We start from the raw sequence: 20,347 nt of genomic DNA, 5'->3' as shown, positions 1-20,347 counted from the left end.
GTCAATCCTCCAGCGTGCCCGACCTGGCATCGGCGCTCTTCCTGTCGCCGACCAATTTCAGCAGGTCCTCGCCGGCGCGGATGATGCGGCGCGAGCGGCGGGTCAGGATGATGCCGTCCTGCGGCGCGAACACTTCCGTGCGGCCATCGATCTCGCCCGGTGCATGGACGATGGTGGCGAGGCGATCGCCCCTGATGACGCGGTCGCCGGGCTTCACGTCATAGAGGACGGCGCCGGCCCGAGGCGCCGGCATCATGTCGATGTTTTCCAAGGGGGCGACGACGCCCTTGAATGGGCCGGGCGCAGGCAGCGCGCCGTCGGCGATCACGCCGCGCGCCACCAGCAGCCGGTAAAGCCCGTCGGCGTCGGCCTTGGCGAGCGCGCCGTCGACATCGAGGATGCCGCGATATTCGACCGTGGTGGCGACGCGCCGGTCGAACTTCGCCACGTCGGCGGGAACGTTCTGGTAGGGCATGATCGAGGCGCCTTCGAAGGTGCCGTCGGTGTCCTCGCTCCACAGCACGACCGCATCGACGCCCATGGCGGCGGCGCAATCAGCCATGGCCGGCCACAGGCTGGTGTGGATGTAGAGATAGGCTAGGCCCTCATCGTCGCAGTGCAGGTCGAGCACGATGTCGTGGCCGAGCGACAGCTGCACCAGGCGGGACTTCAGCCGCTGGTCGGCGCCGCCGAAGCTGGTGTCGGGCAAGAGCTTGGTGTCGGGCGCGGCAAGCAGCGGAAAGGCTCGGTTGAAATTGGTACGGGTGCCCAGGTGAAAGCGGCCTTGGTGCTCGCCGAAATGATATTGCGCGCGGCCGATCGGGTTGGCCCAGGGCACGATGGTGATATTGCCCCTGATGCGGCCTTCGGCAGCGGCCTTGTTCAGCGCCGGCATCAGCGCGTCGATGGCGACGACGCCCGGCAGCTCACCGGCGTGGAGGGCGGCCTGCAAATAGGCCGATGGCGCCGCCTTGTCGCTACCTGTGAAGCGAAACACCGGGAATTCGTAGGAAACGCCCTCGCTGTCACCGGCGATGCGTTCGATCGATTTCTGCATGACTTTCTCCGTTAGAGCGAGAAGACATGCCCATTTGAGGTATCGCTGTCGATTGGTCCAGTCGGCCGCGCTATGGGCGCAAGATTTCCATCCCTTTGGCGAATGGACGTCTATTCGGCTGCAGCCTGGAGCGGGACGGGCGCGCGCCGATCCAGCGCTTGCGACAGCACCGCGACGGTGACCGCCAGCAGAGCGAGCACCGCGCCGACCAATGGCAGTTGGGCATAGGAAACGCCGGCCGAAAGGGCCACACCGCCGATCCAGGCGCCGCTGGCATTGCCGACGTTGAAGGCGCCCTGGTTCAGCGTGGCGGCAAGGTTCGGCCCTTCGGCAGCGGCCTCGACGACACGGATCTGCAGCGGCGGCACGACGACGAAGATGAGCAGTCCCCAGAGGAAGACGATACCGACAGCGATACTGGCAATGGCGCCGAACTGCATGAAGCCGACGAACAGCACCGCCATCAACAGCAGCGTGCCAATGACCGTCGGCATCAGCTTCCAGTCCGCCAGCCGCCCACCAATGATGTTGCCGATCGTCATGCCGGCGCCGAACAGCAGCAGAACCCAGGTGACGGCAGAGGTCGACAGTCCGGACACGTCGGTGAGGTAGGGTTTTATGTAGGTGAAGACGGCAAACAGGCTGGCCGAGGCCAGCGAGGCGATCAGCATCGCCAGCCAGACCTGCAGCCTGCCCAGTACCCGCAACTCGCCGCGCAGGCCGCCGCCGCTCGGTTCAGCAACATCCGACGGCACCAGCCAGGCGATCGCCGCGACCGAGATCAGGCCGATGCCGACCACGGCGATGAATGTGGAGCGCCAGCCGAAAGCCTCGCCAAGCGCAGTGCCGGCGGGAACGCCCAGAATGTTGGAAAGCGTCAGTCCGGCAAACATCAGCGCCATGGCGCTGGCGCGTTTGTTGCGCGGAACCAGGCTTGCGGCCACGACCGAGCCGATGCCGAAGAAAGCGCCGTGGCCAAAAGCCGTGAAGACACGCGCCGCCATCAGTGTCCAATAGTCCGGCGCTATGGCGCAGAACAGATTGCCGACGACGAATGAAGCTGTCAGCCCGACCAGCACCGGCTTGCGCGGCAGGTGCGCGGTGGCCATGGCAACGATCGGGGCGCCGAAGACGACGCCCAGCGCATAGCCGGTGACCAGCAGGCCGGCCGAAGGGATCGACACGCGAAGGTCGGCGGCGACCTCGGGCAGCAGGCCCATGATGACGAATTCGGTGGTGCCGATGCAGAAGGACGCAATGGCAAGCGCGAGGATCGGCAGGGGCATGAGGCGTCCAGACTGAATCGGTTCAATTTTCAGACTGCGCGAGTATCCATGCCAGGCGCAATGTCTATCGCTGCAATGCAGCAATGCAGAAAGCGAGGGGCAGATCGAAAACGGGGCGCCGAGACGCCCCGTCTGTCGATCGTCCGCGGACGAACTTGCGGATCATGGCGCCTTCGGCAAGGCATAGGCGATGATGTAGTCGCCACGGTCGGGCGATTGGCGCGCCCCGCCCGCCGAGACGACGACGAACTGGCGGCCGCTTTCGGGCGAGGTATAGGTCATCGGCGTCGCCTGCGCGCCGACCGGCAGGCGGCCTTTCCAAAGCTCCTCGCCGGTGGCGATGTCGATGGCGCGCAGATAATAGTCCTGTGTGCCGGAATAGAAGACGAGGCCGCCGGCCGTCGTCACCGGGCCGCCGAGCGACGGCATGCCGATCGGGATTTGCAGGCCGGTCTTCATGCCGAGCGGGCCGGTGTCCTGCAGCGTGCCGGCCGGTACCTGCCAGACGAGTTTTCGCGTGTTCAGGTCGATGGCGCTGATCGTGCCGTAGGGCGGCTGATGGCAAGGCACGCCGAGCGGCGACATGAAGCCGTTCTTCAATGCGCCATAGGGCGTGCCGAGCTGGGTGCCGAGGCCATCATGCGCCGCCGAGGGGCCATAATTATCGGCCACGGCGCGTGGCAGCAACTCGACGAATTGCGGCATGCGGATGTCGTTGACGATCAGAGTGCCATTGGCCTCGTCGATCGAGGCGCTGCCCCAGTTCATGCCGCCATAATAGCCGGGAAACTGCAGCGAGCGCGTCGGGCCCGGCGGCGTGAACTCACCCTCGTAGCGCAGCCTCTTGAAACCGATGCGGCAATAGAGCTGGTCGAACGGGGTGGCGCCCCACATGCTGGCCTCGGTGAATGGCTGATCGCCGATCGAAGGCATGCCGACCGAATAGGGCTGGGTCGGCGACAGGAAGTCCTCCTTGGCGCCGCCGTCCTGTGGCACCGGCTTTTCCTGCACTTCGGCGATCGGCTTGCCGTCGCGGCGGTCGAGCATGAAGATCTGGCCGCGCTTGGTCACCTGGATCAGCGCCGGTACCTTGCCGCCCTTGCCGTCGGGTACGTCGTAGAGCGCAGGCTGCGAGGGAAGGTCATAGTCCCACAGATCGTGATGCACGGTCTGGAATTTCCAACGCTCGCGGCCGGTGGCGATGTCGAGGGCGACGACCGAGGCGGTGTAGTCCTCGGCCGCCTTGCTGCGTTCGGCGCCGAAGAAGTCGGGCGTGGCGTTGCCGGTCGGCAGATAGACGAGGCCGAGCGCGTCGTCATAGCTGGGCGTCGACCAGACATTGGGCGTGCCGCGCGTGTAGCTCTGGCCCTCCGGCGGCAGTTTGGTGATGGCGGGGTTGCCGAGGTCCCAGGCCCAGACCAGTTCGCCGGTTTTAGCGTTGAAGGCACGGATGGCGCCGGAGGGTTCACCGGTCTCGACATTGTCCCAGACCCAGCCGCCGACCATGATCAGGTCGCGCATGACTGTCGGAGCCGAGGTCTGGAAATAGAAACCGGCCTTGACCTCGCCCATGCCTTGCTTGAGGTCGACAATGCCGCCCTGGCCGAAATCCGCGCAGGGCTGGCCGGTCCTGGCATCGATCTCGATCAGCCGCGCGTCGATGGTTGTCATGACGATGCGTCCGGTACAGGCGGCTGGGGTGCCGCCGGCCGCTGCATCGGCCGCCGGCTGGTAGTAGCTCACGCCACGGCAGCGCTGCCACAGCGGCGCCGAGGCCTTCGGGTCGAATTTCCAGCGCGGCTCGCCGGTCTCGGCGTTGAGTGCATTGACGATATTTGTCGAAGAGCAGGTGTAGACGGTGTCGCCGATCTGCAGCGGCGTGTTCTGGTCCTCGGCGCCCTTGGCCGGGACATCGCCGGTGCGGAAGGTCCAGGCGACCTTGAGGTCTTTCACATTGTCCTTGTTGATCTGGTCGATCGGCGCATAGCGCGTGCCGGCGGGCGTGCGGCCGTAGTGGCGCCAGTCGGTGCTGGAGGCCGTCGCGGCGGCAGGCGTCGGCGCTTGACTGGCGGCGACCGTGTCGCGGATCACGCCATGCGGCTGGAAGGCATAGGCGGCGGTGGCGACCAGGCCGAGCACGAGGATGCCGGCAAGGGTGAAGGGACCACGCTTGCCGCTGCTGGATGACGGGAACAGCGGCGCCAGCAGGAGAGCGATCACCGCAAGCACCGCCGGCGCGACCAGTCGCGGCACCAGCGGCCAGAAGTTCAGTCCGGCCTCCCAGAGCGCCCAGGCGATGGTGGCGAGGAAAACGAGGATGTAGAGCCAGAAGCCGGCACGGCGGCGCAAGGCAAAGAGGAATCCCGAGATGATGATGCCGGCACCGGCCAGCGCGTAATACCAGGAGCCGCCAAGGCCGATGAGCTGGACGCCGCCATAAAGCAGCGGCAGGCCGATGATCATCAGCACCAGGCCGAAAAGGACAAGCAGCCAGATGCCGCCGGAGCTGTTGGAATCTTGGTTTGGCATGTGGATCCTCACGCTTTTCCGGTCGCGATGCCTCGCGGTCGCGGCGGCCGAAAGGGCCATCAGGGCGATCTTTGGAGCTCGGTCGTCGGCTTCCGGTTTTCGGCGACGGGGGCTTCGCCAGGGAAAAGAATTTTATCGCAACCTAATAGATAGCATGTTATCTTTTTGATCATGCCCAAGCAAGACCTGGATCGAGCCAGATTTGGCCAACTCGTTATATCAGTCGCCAGGCTGTGGCGGCGCGCGGCCGACAAGGCGCTCGACGATTGCGGGCTTTCGCATGCCACCGCCATGCCATTGGTGATGCTGTCGCGGCTGGGCGACAATCAGCGCCAGGGCGTGCTTGCCGATCATCTCGGCTTCGAGGGGCCGTCGCTGGTGCGCATCGTCGATCTGCTGGTCGAGGAAGGGCTGGTGACGCGCACCGAGGATGCGGCCGACCGACGCGCCAAGATCCTGTCGCTCACCGATGCCGGGCGCAGCCGCGTGACCGAGATCGAGCGGCTGCTGGCGGTGCTGCGCGCCGACCTGCTCAGCGATGTCGGCGACGCTGAACTGAGCGGTGCCATGCTTCTGCTCGGCCGGCTGGAGGCGAAGCTGAGCCGACCGGATACGGGGGAATAGACCTCAGGCCAGCGGCTTCAGCTCCTGGGCAATCGTGGGGAGCAGTTCCGACACAGTGGGATGGATGTGCATCGCGCGCGCCAGCGTGTCGACCGGCGCCTTGGCGTACATCAAATCGAGCACGCAATGCACCGCCTCGTCGCCGCCGGGACCGAGCACCGAGCAGCCGAGGATCTGCCGCGTGTCGGCATCGACGAGGATCTTCATGAAGCCTTGCGTCTCGCCTTTTTCGACGGCGCGGCCGACGCGGGTCATCGGCCGCTGGCCGACCAGCGCGCGGCGTCCGGATTTCCTCACCGCCGCCTCGGTCATGCCGCAGCGGCCGAGCGGCGGGTCGATGTAGAGCGCATAGGCCTCGATGCGGTCGCTGACCTTCCGCGGGTCGTTGTCGAGCAGATTGGCGGCGACGATCTCGTAGTCATTGTAGGAGGTGTGGGTGAAGGCGCCCTTGCCGTTGCAGTCGCCCATCGCCCAGATGCCTGGGACACTGGAGCGCAGCTGGTCGTCGACGATAACGGCACCACGTTTGTCGACGGCGACGCCGGCTTTGTCGAGGCCGAGATCGTCGGTGTTGAGCGTTCGGCCGAGCGCCAGCAGCACATGAGAACCGACGGCCGGCGGCTTGCCGGCCGAGAAGGTCACGGCGATATCGTCGCCTTGTTTGGCGAAGCCGATATCGTCGGCGCCGACATGGACCGTAATGCCCTCGTTTTCGAGGATGGACAGGATGGTGGCCGAGACGTCCTCGTCCTCGCGGCCGGTCAGGCGCGGGCTCTTCTCGATGACGGTGACGTCCGAGCCGAAACGGCGGAACATCTGCGCGAATTCGAGCGAGATGTAGCTGCCGCCGACGACGATCAGATGGCGCGGCAGGACCTCGAGATCCATCATCGAGGAATTGGTCAGATAGTCGATATCGTGGATGCCGGGCAAATCGGGCACGGAAGCGCGGCCGCCGGTGTTGAGGAAGATCTTTGCGGCAGTCAGAAGGTCGTCGCTGACGCGCACCGTATTGGCGGATTCGAAGCGCGCATGGCCGCGATAGAGCGTGCATTTGTCCATGCCGGCGATCCAGCTTTCCAGCCCGGTGCGGGAGGCGCCCGAAACCTTGTCCTTGCGCGCCTTGATCGCCTTGTAGTCAACGCCGACAGGGCCGGAGAGCGTCACGCCATAATCGGCGGCGCGCCGCGCCAGATGCGCGGCATAGGCGCTCGCCACCATCGTCTTGGTCGGGATGCAACCGGTGTTGACGCAGGTGCCGCCGACCAGCTTGCGCTCGATCAGCGCCACACTCATGCCGGCTGCGTTCAACCTGCCGGCGAGCGGCGTGCCGGCTTGGCCGGCGCCGATGATGATGGCGTCGAATGTTTTTGCCGTCATGCCACCGCCGCCACGATCAGCAGGCCACCGATGATCGCCACCGCGTCCTCGATGAAGGCGGCGGGCTGATCCTTGCCGAAAGCGGCCGCCAGCCGGCCGCGCGCTTCGGCACCGCCATAAGTGCCGATTACCGCGCCGATGGCGCCGGCGATCAGGCAGACGATGGTGGCGCCACCGGTCGCGCCGATCACAGCACCGGTGAATGCTCCCATGATGATGCGGGCGCCGAACTGTTGCGGCACTTTACGGCTTGGCGTCGAGGGCAGCTGGTCGGTGACAAGCTCGACGATGGCGAGGATGGTGAAGATGCCGACTGCGGCCCAATGGCTCATGAAGCTCGCCCAGGTGCCGGCAACCGGCAGCCAGCCCAGATACGCGCCCCAGGCGACGGCAGCCGGCGCGGTCATGGCGCGCAGGCCGGCAATGACGCCGATCAGAAGTGCAAGAAGATAGAGCATGTTGATCCCCTCGATCAGCAGGCCAGGACGGCCTTGAGACGGCAGGCTACCATAGGTCCAATATTTGACCAGTACTTGGATTGGCGCTTTTCTGCTGGACGCGAACTATGCTTTGCAAGGACGTCAATCGGAGACCCCGCCATGGCTGGAAGCGAGCGCACGAAGATGGCGGCCGGCGAATGGTACTCTTGCCTCGATGACGAGCTGGAGGCCCTGCGTGCCCTGGCGCGCGACGCGGTGTTCGAGCACAATTGCCTGCCGCCAAGGCAGCGCGGCAATCTCGGGACCGGCCTGAAGGCATTGCTCGGCGGCGTGGGCGAGGGCGTCCGCATCGAGGCGCCGTTCCACTGCGCCTACGGCTTCAACATTGTTCTCGGCGATGGCGTCTTCCTCAACGCCGGCTGCACCATTCTCGACACGGCAAGCGTGCGCATCGGCAAGGGAACGCTGCTCGGCCCCAATGTGCAGATCTATTGCGCCGAGCACCACAGGCAAGCTGCCGGGCGACAGGCGGGGCTGGAGATCGCCAGGCCGGTTGAGATCGGCGCCCATGCCTGGATCGGCGGCAGCGCAATCATCCTTGGCGGCGTCAGCATCGGCGAGGGCGCCATCGTCGGCGCCGGCGCGGTGGTGACGCGCGATGTGCCTGCGAACGAGACGGTGGTCGGCAATCCGGCGCGACCGGTCAAGCGCGGCTGAGGTCCATTGCAAACAATCAGGCGTGCGCCGTCCGTTCGCCCTGATCCACCCGCCGGGAGAATTCGCGCCGATACTGCGCCGGCGATGTCCTCAGTCTCGCAGCGAAATGCTGGCGCAGCGAGGTGGCGCTGCCGAAGCCGGCCTCGAAGGCGACGATGTCCATCGATTTTTCCGTCGCTTCTAGCAGCCGCTGCGCCAGTTCGATGCGCCGGCTGGTCAGCCAGTCGCCAAAACTGGTGCCGATCGATTTCTGGAAGCGGCGGGTGAAGGTGCGCCGTGTCAGGCCGGCGGCGTCGGCGACGCTGTCCAGGCTGTGCGTCTCACCAAGTGTGGCGCGAACCGCGTCGAGCGCCTGGCTGAAACGGTCGGCGTCAGCGCTTTTTGCCACGGGGCGCTCGATGAACTGCGCCTGCCCGCCCTGGCGGTGAGGCGAGAGGACGATGTGCCGGGCGAGCCGCAGTGCCGCTTCCGCGCCATAACGGGCGCGCACGATGTGCAGGCAGCAGTCCAGCCCGGCGGCGACGCCGGCCGAGGTGACGATGTCGCCGTCATCGACATAGAGCACGTCGGCATCGATCGAAATGTCGGGGTGCAGGGCGCGCAGCTGGTCCGTATAGGCCCAGTGCGTGGTCGCGTTGCGGCCCGAAAGCAGGCCGGCGGCGGCAATGGCAAAGGTGCCGAGGCACAGGCCAACGATCAGCGCGCCGCGCCGGTGCGCGCGGCCGAGCGCTTCGTCGAGCGGCTTCGCGAGAGGGGCTCCGAGATCCTTCCAGCTCGGGATGATGATGATGTCGGCATCGTCGAGCGCGGACAGATCGTGCGGGACAAGGATGCTCAGCCCGGCATCGGTCCGGATCATGCCTTGCTCGACCCCGCAGACACGAAAGTCGAAGCGCGGCAGGCCAAGCCTCGTGCGGTCGGCGCCGAACACCAGGCAAGGCACGGAGAGGTGGAACGGGCTGATGCCGTCGAAGGCGAGGGCGGCAATGATCGGGGCGGTCATGGGCGTTTCCGGTTCGAAAGCTGGATTGTCCCAATTATTTCGAATGATGTCAATCGGGCCACTTTTGACCACTCACAAAGCCGCCTATTTTCCGCCCATCGCATTCAAGCCGGAAGGAAAACACCATGTCTGCCCCAGCCAACACCTCCCCACACCGCGCGCTGATCGTCGTCGATGTCCAGAACGACTATGACGGCGGCAATCTGGCGATCCAGCATCCGCCGTTCCGCGACAGCATCGTCAATGTGGCGCGCGCCATGGATGCGGCCGCCGCCGCCGGCGTCAAGGTGGTTGTTATCAAGCAGATGGCGCCCGAGACGTCACTGATCTTCGCCAAAGGCAGTCACGGCGGCGAACTGCATCCCGAAATTGCCGGGCGCGGCCGCGACCATTATGTCGAGAAGACGCTGCCTTCGGCGTTTACCGGCACCGACCTCGAGGCGTGGCTGCGCGCCAATGCCATCGATACGCTCACGGTGGTCGGCTACATGACGCATAATTGCGACCTGTCGACCATCATCCATGCCGTGCACATGGGCTTTGCCGTCGAGTTCCTGTCGGATGCGACCGGCTCGGTGCCCTATGCCAACAGCGCCGGCTATGCCTCGGCCGAGGAGATCCACCGCGTGGTCACTGTTATCCTGCAGTCGCGCTTCGCGGCAGTGCTCAAGACCGCCGAATGGGTCGAGTGCCTGAAGACCGGCGCCTTGCCGGAGCGCGACACGATCTATGCCTCCAACCAGCGGGCGCTGGCGCGCAACGCGGCATAGGAATATCCACAAACAGAAAGGGCGCCGCATCACTGCGGCGCCCTTTCTGTTTGGCATTTGAAGGATCCTAGAACAGGCCTTCGATCTGGCCGGCCTCGTTGAGGAAGATCTTCTCCGAGGACGGCGCCTTGGGCAGGCCGGGCATGGTCATGACCTCGCCGCAGATGATGACGACGAATCCGGCGCCCGCCGAAAGCCTGACCTCGCGCACCGGCACGGTGTGGCCGGTCGGCGCGCCGCGCAGGTTCGGGTCGGTCGAGAAGGAGTACTGGGTCTTGGCCATGCAGACCGGGAGGTTGCCGTAGCCGGCCTGCTCCCAGGCGTGCAACTGGTCGCGCACCGACTTGTCGGCGATTGCTTCCGAGCCGCGATAGATGCGCTGCACGATGGTGTTGATCTTCTCGAACAGCGGCATGGCGTCGGGATAGAGCGGCGCGAATTGCGAGGCGCCGGATTCGGCCAGCGCCACCACCTTGTTGGCGAGTTCCTCGATGCCGGCCGAGCCCTTGGCCCAGTGCTTGCAAAGCACCGCCTCTTCACCCATCGAGGCGACATAGTCCTTCATCGCCTGGATCTCGGCGTCGGTGTCGGAATAGAAGTGGTTGATGGCAACCACCGCCGGCACGCCGAACTGCCTGATGTTCTCGATGTGGCGGCCGAGATTGGCGCAGCCCTTCTTCACCGCCTCGATGTTTTCCTTGCCGAGGTCTTCCTTCTTGACGCCGCCATTCATCTTCATGGCGCGCACAGTGGCGACGATGACGGCCGCAGCCGGCTTCAGGCCCGCCTTGCGGCACTTGATGTCGAAGAATTTCTCGGCACCGAGATCGGCGCCGAAACCGGCTTCGGTGACGACATAGTCGGCGAGCTTCAGCGCCGTGGTGGTGGCGACGACCGAGTTGCAGCCATGCGCGATGTTGGCGAACGGGCCGCCATGGACGAAGGCCGGGTTGTTCTCCAGCGTCTGCACCAGGTTGGGCTGCATGGCGTCCTTCAGAAGCACGGCCATGGCGCCGTCGGCCTTGAGGTCGCGGGCATAGACCGGCGACTTGTCGCGGCGGTAGGCGACGATGATGTCGCCGAGGCGCTTTTCCAGATCCTTCAAGTCGGTGGCGAGGCACAGGATCGCCATGACTTCCGAGGCGACGGTGATGTCGAAGCCGCCCTCGCGGGGGAAACCGTTGGCGACGCCGCCGAGCGAGCAGATGATTTCGCGCAGCGCCCGGTCGTTCATGTCCATGACGCGGCGCCACACCACGCGGCGTGTGTCGATGCCGAGATCATTGCCCCAGTAGATGTGGTTGTCGATCAGCGCCGAAAGCAGATTGTGGGCGGTGGTGATGGCGTGGAAGTCGCCGGTGAAATGGAGGTTCATGTCCTCCATCGGCACGACCTGAGCGTAGCCGCCGCCGGCAGCACCGCCCTTGACACCGAAATTCGGGCCGAGCGAGGCCTCGCGGATGCAGACGATCGCCTTTTTGCCGATGCGGTTGAGGCCGTCACCAAGGCCGACCGTGGTGGTGGTCTTGCCTTCGCCGGCAGGGGTCGGGTTGATGGCGGTGACCAGGATCAGCTTGCCGTCCTTGTTGCCCTTCACCGATTTGATGAATTCGGCCGAGATCTTGGCCTTGTCGTGGCCATAGGGCAGCAGATGTTCGGTCGGGATGCCGATCTTCTGGCCGATCTCCTGGATCTGCTTTTTCTTGGCGGCGCGCGCGATCTCGATGTCGGACTTCACTTCGGCCATGACGGCTTTCCTCTGGATTGAACGGTGGAGGGGACGGGGTTGATCTCTATCGCAAGCAGGTTGGAACCGGGCGCGCGGGCATGTTCTAACCCTGTCGCTGCCGTGGCGTCAACTTCCATGCAACTATGTTTCCTATAGAGAAAATTTCTGTGCGGCCGGCCGACCTGTCCTCGGTTCTTTCTGGCTCCGCTTGCCGCGCCGTATAGAAGCCAGAGCGGCGGCGCTTCCGCCGTCTCAAAACAGCCGCACAATGCACGGAATGCGACAGAGGCGACGGCGCAAATTCGCCATCGCAGGAACCGCGACAAGCGAATGCTACTGCGTCAGCACGTTGCTGATTTCGACCATGTTGGAGCGCACGCGCAGGATGTAGAAGCCCATCGTCGTCAGGTGGGTCGGCAGCAGCCAGCCGTCCTCGCGGCCATTGGCGATGATGAAGGGCTGGATGCGCAGGGCCGAGACGAATTGCGCGTCCATCGTGTCCCACAGGCTCTGCAGGTGCTTTTCCTTGATGACGTCCTCGAAGTCGGCCTGCGCGCCCTTCATCAGGCCGTAATAGGCATAGAGCTGGCCATAGGCGAACCAGTAGCGGTCGTCGGCGCGGGTATCGAACCAGCCATTGTTGTGGTTCTCGGCACGCTCCTTGAGGATGGCGGAGGTCGAGCCGATGTCCGATGCGATACGGTCGATATACTGCTTGAGATTGTCGGCGCGGGCATCGAAAGTGGCCTGGCAGGTGGCGAGGCGGGCGTTGAACGAACGCAGCTTGCGCACCGCGTCCCGATAGTAGCTTGGGGTCGGCGTCTTCGGGCCGAATGGGCTCACGCCGAAATACCAGGTGTCTTCATCGAACTGCAGATTGCCGCGCGCGTCCTGCAGATCGGCATCGATCTGCGAGGTCGTGCGCACGCGGCCGAGATTGTCGGCAAGCTCGGTCGCCGTGCGCCGCACCGCCTGGTTGATGCCGCGCTGGAAGGACGCCTTGTTGTCCATCCACGGCGTGTTGTCCCAGTCGATGCCGAACAGGCCGACCTTGTAGAGGATCATCGACGAGATCCAGGCATTCTGGTTGACGTTGAAGTCGGTCAGGTCGGCAGCGATCTGGGCAATGCCGGAGTTGCCGCAGGTCTTTGCCGTGTCGGTGCCGGTACCGGCGGCGACCTGCTCGCCGGCGGAAACATTGCGCTTCTCGAACGTGTAGGTGTCCGGATAGTTCGGGTTGAAATTGTTCCACCACTGGGTGGCGTAGAAGAAGTTGGCGTAGAGACCGATCAGCACCAGCAGCGCCAGGCCGAGCACGGCCTTGAGGATCCAGCCGCGCTGCGTGTACCAGCGGCCGGCCCACAGGAACGGCCACAGGATGGCGCCGATCAAGAGGCCGATGCCGCGGCCGATCCACTGGAAGATCCGGGTGAAGAAATTGACGATCGGATCGAGCATGGCAGTGTCACCCCCTCAAAGCATGATGCCAAAAGACTTTTTGGATAACATCATGCGCCAAAACAACAAGTTAGAACGAAATGGCGGCTCATTTCGTTCTAAAGCGCGTCGCGTCGAAACGGATTCATGCGACGCGCTTTAGGTCTTTGGTTTATGCATGTCGTTTTCCCAAAACCGAGGTCACTTTTGGGCGACATGCATTAGTCAGTCAGGCCGTAGAGGCGTGTGCGAAACGCCACCTTGTCCTTCAAATATGTGGTTTTCAGAACGTCCACAACATGCGATCTCCAGGCGTCGCTGAAGCCGTCATAGTCCTTGTAGAAGCCCTGCTTGTTGAAGATGTAGCGCGAGACGAAGTCGGTCGGCACGAAATCCGAGATCAGCCGGTTGGTCAGCCAGGCGTCGGGATGGTCCGGCTTGGCGCGCACCACCAGGAAGCGCTGCAGGGGAAAGACATCCTCGATCTTGAGGTGGCCAAGCTGGGCGATTTCGCGCTTGGCGGCGTTGAGGAAAGGAAAATTGCCGTCCTTGGTGATCAGGTCGGCATGGCTCTGGATCCAGGTCTGCAGCCAGACCTTGTCGACATCGGTCAGATTGCGGTTCGGCTTGGCGTCGCGGATCAGCGCGCGCACCACCATCTCGGCGCGGTGCTCGAGATAGCCGGACGCTTCGATCCAGGAGGCGCGCGGCAGTTCGATGCGGCCGGTACTGGCCAGGAACTTGAAGACCTTGTCGGCGTCGTTGATCGAGAGATAACTCACCTGCCACGGCCGCGAGCGGCGAAAGCCGGGGGCCGCAGGATCGCTGATCACCGTCGTCATGCCGGGATCGACGAACACGTAGAGCCCGCCGAAATGGCTGGTCCAGTAGGCATTGTGACGGAAGATCACCTGGTCGGGCACCAGCGCGTTCTCGCGGATGTCGCCGCAGATCTTTGCCAGTTCCACCATGCGGGTCAGCATGGCGTTGTCGCGCCAGGCGTCGGGCTCCTGCTTCAGCCGGTCGACGAGCTTGCCGAGTTCGGCGGCCTTGCCCAGCACATCCTCGGCCGACAGGACCTTGAATTCGACCTGGTTGATCGACAGCAGGTCTTCGATGTCGTTGACCTTGGGAACGGAGTCCTCGATCTCGCCGTAGATGACGTCCTTGATGGTCAGCGCGTCGATGGCGCGCTGGTTCTTGGACATGAACTCGAACATCAGCTGCGAGGTGTTGGAGAAGGCCGTGTGCACCACCGGCAAGTCGATCTGCGACGGCGTCAGGATGATGAAGCGGCGGTTGACCTCGTTGGGATCGAGATAGTCGGGATCGCCGCATTCATCGGCGATCTCGGGCGAGAAGCCGGTGCGGTCGATCTGAAAGCCCTTCAGCTTTGTCGGCTGTAGGCCGAACGCGGCCAGCGCCTTGTTGTAGCGCTGGATGAGATGCGGCTCGTCGACGGGGAGCAAACGACCGTAGATGAGCTCGTTGTCGCGCAGCAGGTCGGGTTTTTTGCTCACCTTTCCTTCTCCCCGTTTACGGGGAGAAGGTGCCCGAAGGGCGGATGAGAGGCGCGAGCCTTTCTTCTCCCCTTGCGGGAGAAGGTGGATCGGCGCGACAGCGCCGAGACGGATGAGGGGTGTTCCAGCGGAGTGAGACGCTGGCGTTCACTGGAACACCCCTCATCCGTCGCCTTCGGCGACGACGCCCGGGGGCGAGCCGCTTGTCTCGCTCCGTCCTTCGGACCCCACAAGGGGAGAAGGGAAGGCCGGCGTAGCTCAAGCATTCCAATTGCCCTTCTTCTTCATCTCCTCCATTTCCCGCGCAGCCCGTTCGCGCAGCCGCGCGTCGCGCAGCAGCTTTTCCACGGCGGCGTCGTCGGACTTGTCGGAATAGCGGAACTCGGAATCGGCGTAGCGGTTGATCTCCTGCATGACCATGTCCATCGAGAACGGACCGCGCAGTTCCTCGATCATGGCTTTCTTCTCGTCATAGCTCTTGTGCATGAAGGCTTCCGGCTTCTCGAACCAGTCGTCGGGAAGCTCGATGTCCATGGCGCGCATCTTGATGGCGTCGGTGACGTTCTTGATGGCGCGGCCGGTGAAGCGCGGCTCGGCGTCCTTGATCAGGTGCAGATAGGTGCCGATATCGGCCATGGTCTTGGGTGCGCCATTCTCCTTCATGTAGCGCTCGTAGACCTTCATCAGGCCGTCCTCCTGGGGCTTCTCATGCTCCTCATAGGCTTCCATTACGGCGCGCTGGATTTCCTGTGCGGCGTAAAGCTCGTGCTTGCCCAGAGGGATTTCGTGGTTCTTGCCAGCGAGCAGCACGAAGATGTCGATGTAGTCGTCGCGGGTCTGCGGTCCGTCGACCAGCCAGCGGGCGCCGGCGCGCTGGCGCAGCGCGTCGTCGACGTTTTCAGGGTAGTTGGAGAACATGCCGAAAGAGCAGTTGCCGCGCACCACGGTGCCGGCGCCGGCGAAGGCATCCATGAGGACGCCGGTGATCTCCTGCTGGCCGGCCGAGGCGCGGTCGTCGGAGCGGCGTGCCGCCACCTGGTCGATATCGTCGATCGTGCCGAAGCCGATAACGCGCGGGTTGAGCACATTGTTGATGAACTGGCGGCAGTTCTGGCCCGACTTGCCCTGATAGGACGAGATCTGGTCGACGCCGAAATTCTCATAGGCGAAGGGATAGCCGGCGACCTGGCAGTAGCCGTTGACCAGGCCGGCGATCATCTGGATCAAAGTCGTCTTGCCGGTGCCGGGCGCGCCGTCGCCGATGAAGGTGAAAAGGAAGCCTCCGAGTTCGACGAACGGGTTCAGCTCGCGCTCGAAATCATAGGCCATCAGCATCTTGGCGAGCTTGACCGACTGGTATTTGGCGATGTGGTTGCCGACGACCTCTTCCGGCTTCTTGAAAGTCATCACCAGCGGCTTGGAGCGCTTGCCGGGAGCGACGTCGAAGCCGTCGAGGGTGAAGTCGTCGGCATCGATGCGGATATGGGCGTTCTCGAACGGGCCGATGCCATCGAAGCGGCCTTTTCTGGCCAGCAGCCCGTCAATGGCGACGCGGGCGAAGGCGCGTGCCCTGGTCGCCAGGTCGGCATCGTCCTTCGAGCCCGCTATCGCCTTGTCGAGGCCGGCGAGGATCGATTTCACCGCGTCCTGCGGCGTGTCGAAAAGGAAGTCGGGTTCGGGGATGTCGTTGGGTGCTTCGCCGTCGCTGTCGATCAGCTGGAACAGATAGGACGCCAGGCTGAAAGCCGAGATGTAGGCGGAGGCCGACAGGAGTTTCTTGAAGGCGGACGCCTCGTCGCCCTCGAGCGGCGCGCGGGCGTTCTTCGCCTGCAGGCTTTCGAGGTCCGAGCCTTCGGCGAAGACATCCGATATTGCGAGTGCAATTGCCGTGCCGCGCCGGGCGCGAAACAGAAGCGTGTGCTGCGGGATGGTCAGCAACTGGTCGTCGGGATGGACGGCGCCGACGGTCTTCGACAGCTCGACCTCGCGCGTGCGGCGCACCGAGCCGACCGAGACGGTGGAGACGAAGCGGCGGTTGGTGCCGGCCAAGGCCGTGCCGGATTCGCGCGACGGGTCCTCCAGCACGACGATGCGGGTGATGAAGCTCTGCGCGGTGGCGCGGTGCTTCTCGATCGCCGCTTCCGGGATGGTGGTCAGGCCGGTGTCCATGAAGGATGCTCCGTGGTGTTACGGTCAGACGTCTGAAATGACCTGTCCGTTGGACAGAATATGAACCTTGTAGCCGCCAAAGATCTTCTGTGCTTCGCCGGCGGCGTAGAGCGCCTGGTAGGCCTCGTGCGGGATCAGCGCGTGGTTCTCGTAACTCGACACGCCCTGGCGGGCGGCTTCCAGGTCGTCGGTGTTGATGAAGAATTCCTGCGTCGTCTTCTCGCTGGAAAACAGCCCCTTGCGCCCGGGCTTCTCGCCCTTGGAATAGACCTCCTGGATGGTCCAGGTCAGCAGCCAGGCGTTTTCCGGCTTGCGCACCTTGGCCAGCACTTCGGTCACCGTCGAATTGTTGTCGGTAATGCCTGCGGAATAGAAGGGGCCGAGCACGACGCGGCGCAACTGCTTGGGATGCAGAGGCTCGAAATCCTTGTCGAGGTTGACCGCGATGGTCGCCGGCGACAGCGTGTAGGCGGAGTTCTTCTCGGTGAAATCGTCGAAGCGGTGGGCAAGCTCGGGATTGAGCAGGCCATCGACCGGCAGCGGGATGTCGACCTTGTCGTTGAGCTTGCCGTTCCGGTCGACGAGCTGGCGGACCATGTTCTCGGAGGAATCCTCCACCGTGACCATGTAGACCAGCGGCAGGTTGGCGCTGCCGTCGAAGGTCGCCCAATGGACGAGATAGTAGGGCAGTGCCGTCTTCGGATTGACCGACACCTTGGCCGTTTGCGCCAGCGTGAACGGCCCAAAAGTCTGCTCGCTCTTGACGTCCTCGAGATAGAGCCGTTCGGCCATCGACTTCTGCAGCGCCTCGGGGAATTCCTTGTGGCGCAGGATGAAGTCGGCCATCTCCTCGCGCAGCTCGCCGGCCAGCGGGATGTTGGCAAGGCGCGCATCGGCCTGCCGGCGATCGTTTTCCAGTTCGAGCAGGTTCTGGAACACCGGGAAGCCGCTTTCGGCGCGCGAAATGCGGAATGTGTCCATGAATCCCAGCCGGTTGCGCCAGCAGCCAAAGGACTTGTCGAGCCGGGCGATGTATTCGGCAACGATCTTGGCGACGATGCCGTGCCGGTAGAGCGGCGAGCGGTCGTCGCGCATGAACACTTCAAGGCCGCTGAGCGCGGCCGTGATTGCCGAGAAATACCGCGCCGCCGCGTCGTTTTCGGGGGTCATTCTGTCAGCCCTGGGATTGTCGCACCGATGCGCGCGGCAATTATGACTGCACGTAATTGGCCGAATTGTGCTTCTTCAGCACCTCGTCGAAGCGGCGGGCAAAGGCATCGTCGGCGAGCTTCTTGCGGCGCTGGATATCGGCGCTGGCCACCATGTTCTTCTCGTGCATTTCGAGCAGATCGCCAATGTGCTTCTGCGAAGCGGCGCCGATGCCGGCCATGGTTTCTTCAGCCGTGTTGTCGACCTGGCTGCCCAGCGTGTTGATCTTGTGGGCGACGTCCTGCTGGGCCGCCGTTTTCAGCGAATCTTCCAGCGCCTTGTAGAGCACGATGCGCTGCTCGGTATCGATGGTCAGCTTGTTGATCAGCGTCGACTGCGCGGCGATCTGGTTGTTGAGCGAATCGACGAAGGTCTGGAACATCGAGGTGTAGCGCTCGAGCGTCTGGCTTTCGGCCAGCAGTTCCTGTTCCTTGGCCTGCTTCTCATTGTATTCGGTGGCCAGTTTCGAGCGCTCTCCCTCGAGCTGCGTGCGGTCCTTCTGGCTGGTCGAGGCGGCAATCTTGTTTTCGATGTCGAGCAGCATCGGGTTGAGTTCCTCGATGCGCTTCTGCACGGCTTCGAGGTTCGACATGGTGGTCTTGCGGCGTTCGATCACCTGCGACAGGCTGGCCTCGGAGGTCTTGTAGCGCTGGTCGAGCACCTCCTTCTGCGCCTTCAGGATGCCGACGATGGTGTCGGACTTGGCCAGAAGCTCCTGCAGATTGCCGGCGAGCGACATGTTGCGGACGCGGTCGGTGCGCATGCGCTGCTTGCGCTGGCTGGAGAAGACGCCGACGAAGTTTTCCCAGCCGGTATAATTCTTCATGCTCTCGAATTCGGCGCCGAAGACGTTGGTGGCATCCTCGAGGCCGATGATCAGGTCGGCAATGTTGCCTTCCATCACCTTCTGCTGCTTCAGCACATCCTCGATGCGGGCGTTTTCGATGTCGAAATTGGCGTCGCCGATCTTCTTGTCGGCGGTGGCGAGCGTGTCGAGCACGGTACCGGACTGTTCGATCTTGGTGCGCATGTCCTGGACGACCTGCTTGGTCTTGGCAATTTCGGCATCGAAATTCTGCAATGTCGCCATTGGGGCCTCCCGCTTCGGCTTCCGGTCGCTGGTTGCGAACAGCGGCGAATATATGTGGGGCATCCGGGGATTGAAAGACGTGAAGACAAGGGGCGTGTGAAAACAAAAGAATCCGCCAAGGCCTTGAAAGACAATGAAGGTGGGGTCATGGCGTGAATAGCCGGTCAGCCGGAACTGGTTCAGCTGTCATTGAACTTTCATGCCGGCAAAACAGTCAGCCCCCGCCGGCGCGGAAATGCTGAATTCGGCAGGCAATTGAACCGGTTGCGGGCAAACATATCCATGCGGCCACGCCGCACGACGCGCACTCAGGGCTTCGGATCGGCCTTCAGATAGGCGATGACGTTGGCGATGTCGTCATCATTCGTCAGGCCGCCAAAAGCCATTTTGTTGCCGGGAACCTTGAGCTTGGGGGCCCTGAGATACTCGGTGAGATTTGCCTCGTCCCAGACGAGACCGCCAGCGCCCGCATTCTTCATGGCTTCGGAATAATGGCCAAGGAAGCTTTCCGCGGTGCCGGCGGTGCGTCCGACCACACCCTTGAGATGCGGGCCGACCTTGTCGCGGTCGCTGGCCGCCTCGTGGCAGGCCATGCAGCGGTTGAAGACGTGCTTGCCCTGCACCGGGTCGCCGCCGGCATGGGCGCAAATGGAGGAGGCAATGAGAAGAAGGCTGGCGGAGGAAACGGCTCGAAGCATGGCTGACCCCGGAGAGCTCTGGCTGACGGCCTTATAGGACCGAGGCCTTAACAAACGCTGCATCGCGGAGAGTGAGGCCGGTCGCACCCAATCCCGCGCGGCGACGATGATCTCAGGCTTGCTGTGCGAGGTCGCGGCGCAGGAAATCATGCAGCCGATCGACCGCGGGCGTCGTCGACATCGGGTTGCGCAGGATGCCGATCTCGAGATCCGGCAGCACGGGAAGCCCTTCATTGCCGCCAATGATGCGCAGCGATGGCGGCACGCTGCGCTGGGCGAGGCCGGCGACGGCGAGCCCGGCCTGCACGACCGCGATCAGGCCAAGCAGGGAGGCGCTGGAATAGGTGCAACGGTAGGACCGGTCAGCCTCGCCAAGCGCTTGCAGGACATTCATCCTGGCGGCGCAGCCGGGCTCGAACAGGGCGACCGGCAAGGGATCGGCCTGCCAGGCGACATGGTTGGGCGAGGCGACCCAGACGAAACGTTCGAGCCGGATGACGTCGAGCGGCTGGTCCGGCAAACGAGTGACGATCGCCAGGTCGAGCCGTCCTTCCGCCAGGGTTTTCACCAGCGCGGTCGACTGTTCGCAGATCAGTTCCACCGTCACCAGCGGGTGGTCCTCGGCAAAGCGCGATAGCACAGCTGGCAGAAGGAAGGCGGCGTAGTCGTCCGGCACGCCAAGGCGCACG

General features: G+C 63.9%; 17 protein-coding genes. 3 read left to right on the top strand and 14 right to left on the bottom strand.

The window, feature by feature from the left end:
• Position 1 precedes the first annotated feature (1 nt).
• The 3 genes from QQK95_RS17235 to QQK95_RS17225 form a co-directional block, all read right to left on the bottom strand.
• Entirely contained in the window at positions 2-1,057 is a 1,056-nt protein-coding gene (locus QQK95_RS17235; RefSeq protein ID WP_284274863.1) for a succinylglutamate desuccinylase/aspartoacylase family protein, read from the bottom strand.
• 110 nt (positions 1,058-1,167) lie between these two features.
• Complete coding sequence (locus QQK95_RS17230) at positions 1,168-2,343, bottom strand: MFS transporter (protein ID WP_284274861.1); 1,176 nt, start codon at positions 2,341-2,343, stop codon at positions 1,168-1,170.
• A 162-nt stretch (positions 2,344-2,505) separates the two neighbouring features.
• On the bottom strand, positions 2,506-4,872 hold the full coding sequence (locus QQK95_RS17225; RefSeq protein ID WP_284274859.1) for a membrane-bound PQQ-dependent dehydrogenase, glucose/quinate/shikimate family: 2,367 nt from the start codon (positions 4,870-4,872) through the stop codon (positions 2,506-2,508).
• Positions 4,873-5,043: 171 nt separating this feature from the next.
• On the opposite strand from QQK95_RS17225, the gene QQK95_RS17220 reads away from it, so the two are divergent.
• A complete protein-coding gene (locus QQK95_RS17220; protein ID WP_284274857.1) occupies positions 5,044-5,496 on the top strand; it encodes a MarR family winged helix-turn-helix transcriptional regulator in 453 nt (150 codons plus the stop codon).
• Positions 5,497-5,499: 3 nt separating this feature from the next.
• On the opposite strand, the gene QQK95_RS17215 is transcribed toward QQK95_RS17220, so the two are convergent.
• Positions 5,500-6,876, bottom strand: coding sequence for an FAD-containing oxidoreductase (locus QQK95_RS17215; RefSeq protein ID WP_284274855.1), 1,377 nt, complete (start codon positions 6,874-6,876; stop codon positions 5,500-5,502).
• Positions 6,873-7,334, bottom strand: a complete 462-nt coding sequence (locus QQK95_RS17210) for a DUF4126 domain-containing protein (RefSeq protein ID WP_284274854.1) — start codon at positions 7,332-7,334, stop codon at positions 6,873-6,875. Before QQK95_RS17210 ends, QQK95_RS17215 begins: the two co-directional genes overlap by 4 nt.
• Positions 7,335-7,475: 141 nt before the next feature.
• On the opposite strand from QQK95_RS17210, the gene QQK95_RS17205 reads away from it, so the two are divergent.
• Positions 7,476-8,033, top strand: coding sequence for a sugar O-acetyltransferase (locus tag QQK95_RS17205; protein WP_284274853.1), 558 nt, complete (start codon positions 7,476-7,478; stop codon positions 8,031-8,033).
• Between the two features lie 16 nt (positions 8,034-8,049).
• Here QQK95_RS17205 and QQK95_RS17200 read toward each other — a convergent pair whose 3' ends face one another.
• Positions 8,050-9,036, bottom strand: coding sequence for a helix-turn-helix domain-containing protein (locus QQK95_RS17200; protein ID WP_284274851.1), 987 nt, complete (start codon positions 9,034-9,036; stop codon positions 8,050-8,052).
• Positions 9,037-9,161: 125 nt separating this feature from the next.
• On the opposite strand from QQK95_RS17200, the gene QQK95_RS17195 reads away from it, so the two are divergent.
• Positions 9,162-9,806, top strand: coding sequence for a cysteine hydrolase family protein (locus tag QQK95_RS17195; protein ID WP_284274850.1), 645 nt, complete (start codon positions 9,162-9,164; stop codon positions 9,804-9,806).
• A 67-nt stretch (positions 9,807-9,873) separates the two neighbouring features.
• Here QQK95_RS17195 and QQK95_RS17190 read toward each other — a convergent pair whose 3' ends face one another.
• From QQK95_RS17190 to QQK95_RS17155, 8 genes are all read right to left on the bottom strand, one after another.
• A complete protein-coding gene (locus tag QQK95_RS17190) occupies positions 9,874-11,553 on the bottom strand; it encodes a formate--tetrahydrofolate ligase (RefSeq protein WP_284274849.1) in 1,680 nt (559 codons plus the stop codon).
• Positions 11,554-11,868: 315 nt separating this feature from the next.
• Positions 11,869-12,993, bottom strand: a complete 1,125-nt coding sequence (locus QQK95_RS17185) for a DUF2333 family protein (RefSeq protein ID WP_284274848.1) — start codon at positions 12,991-12,993, stop codon at positions 11,869-11,871.
• A 200-nt stretch (positions 12,994-13,193) separates the two neighbouring features.
• Positions 13,194-14,492 carry a DUF6638 family protein gene (locus QQK95_RS17180; RefSeq protein WP_284274847.1) on the bottom strand — a complete coding sequence of 433 codons (1,299 nt, stop codon included), beginning with the start codon at positions 14,490-14,492 and terminating at the stop codon, positions 13,194-13,196.
• A 258-nt stretch (positions 14,493-14,750) separates the two neighbouring features.
• Positions 14,751-16,661 carry an AAA family ATPase gene (locus tag QQK95_RS17175; RefSeq protein WP_284274845.1) on the bottom strand — a complete coding sequence of 637 codons (1,911 nt, stop codon included), beginning with the start codon at positions 16,659-16,661 and terminating at the stop codon, positions 14,751-14,753.
• A gap of 24 nt (positions 16,662-16,685) precedes the next feature.
• Complete coding sequence (locus tag QQK95_RS17170) at positions 16,686-17,831, bottom strand: hypothetical protein (protein ID WP_143973709.1); 1,146 nt, start codon at positions 17,829-17,831, stop codon at positions 16,686-16,688.
• Positions 17,832-17,871: 40 nt separating this feature from the next.
• Positions 17,872-18,960, bottom strand: coding sequence for a hypothetical protein (locus QQK95_RS17165; protein ID WP_095773710.1), 1,089 nt, complete (start codon positions 18,958-18,960; stop codon positions 17,872-17,874).
• 308 nt (positions 18,961-19,268) lie between these two features.
• Complete coding sequence (locus tag QQK95_RS17160; RefSeq protein ID WP_284274844.1) at positions 19,269-19,658, bottom strand: c-type cytochrome; 390 nt, start codon at positions 19,656-19,658, stop codon at positions 19,269-19,271.
• 112 nt (positions 19,659-19,770) lie between these two features.
• A complete protein-coding gene (locus tag QQK95_RS17155; RefSeq protein ID WP_284274841.1) occupies positions 19,771-20,346 on the bottom strand; it encodes a LysR substrate-binding domain-containing protein in 576 nt (191 codons plus the stop codon).
• Position 20,347: the final 1 nt, after the last annotated feature.

The organism is Mesorhizobium huakuii (genome assembly GCF_030160235.1).
In the GTDB taxonomy this organism is placed as follows: Bacteria; Pseudomonadota; Alphaproteobacteria; order Rhizobiales; family Rhizobiaceae; genus Mesorhizobium; species Mesorhizobium huakuii.
The sequence above is the reverse complement of the archived record's forward strand: the minus strand, read 5'-3'. Positions and strand labels throughout refer to the sequence as shown.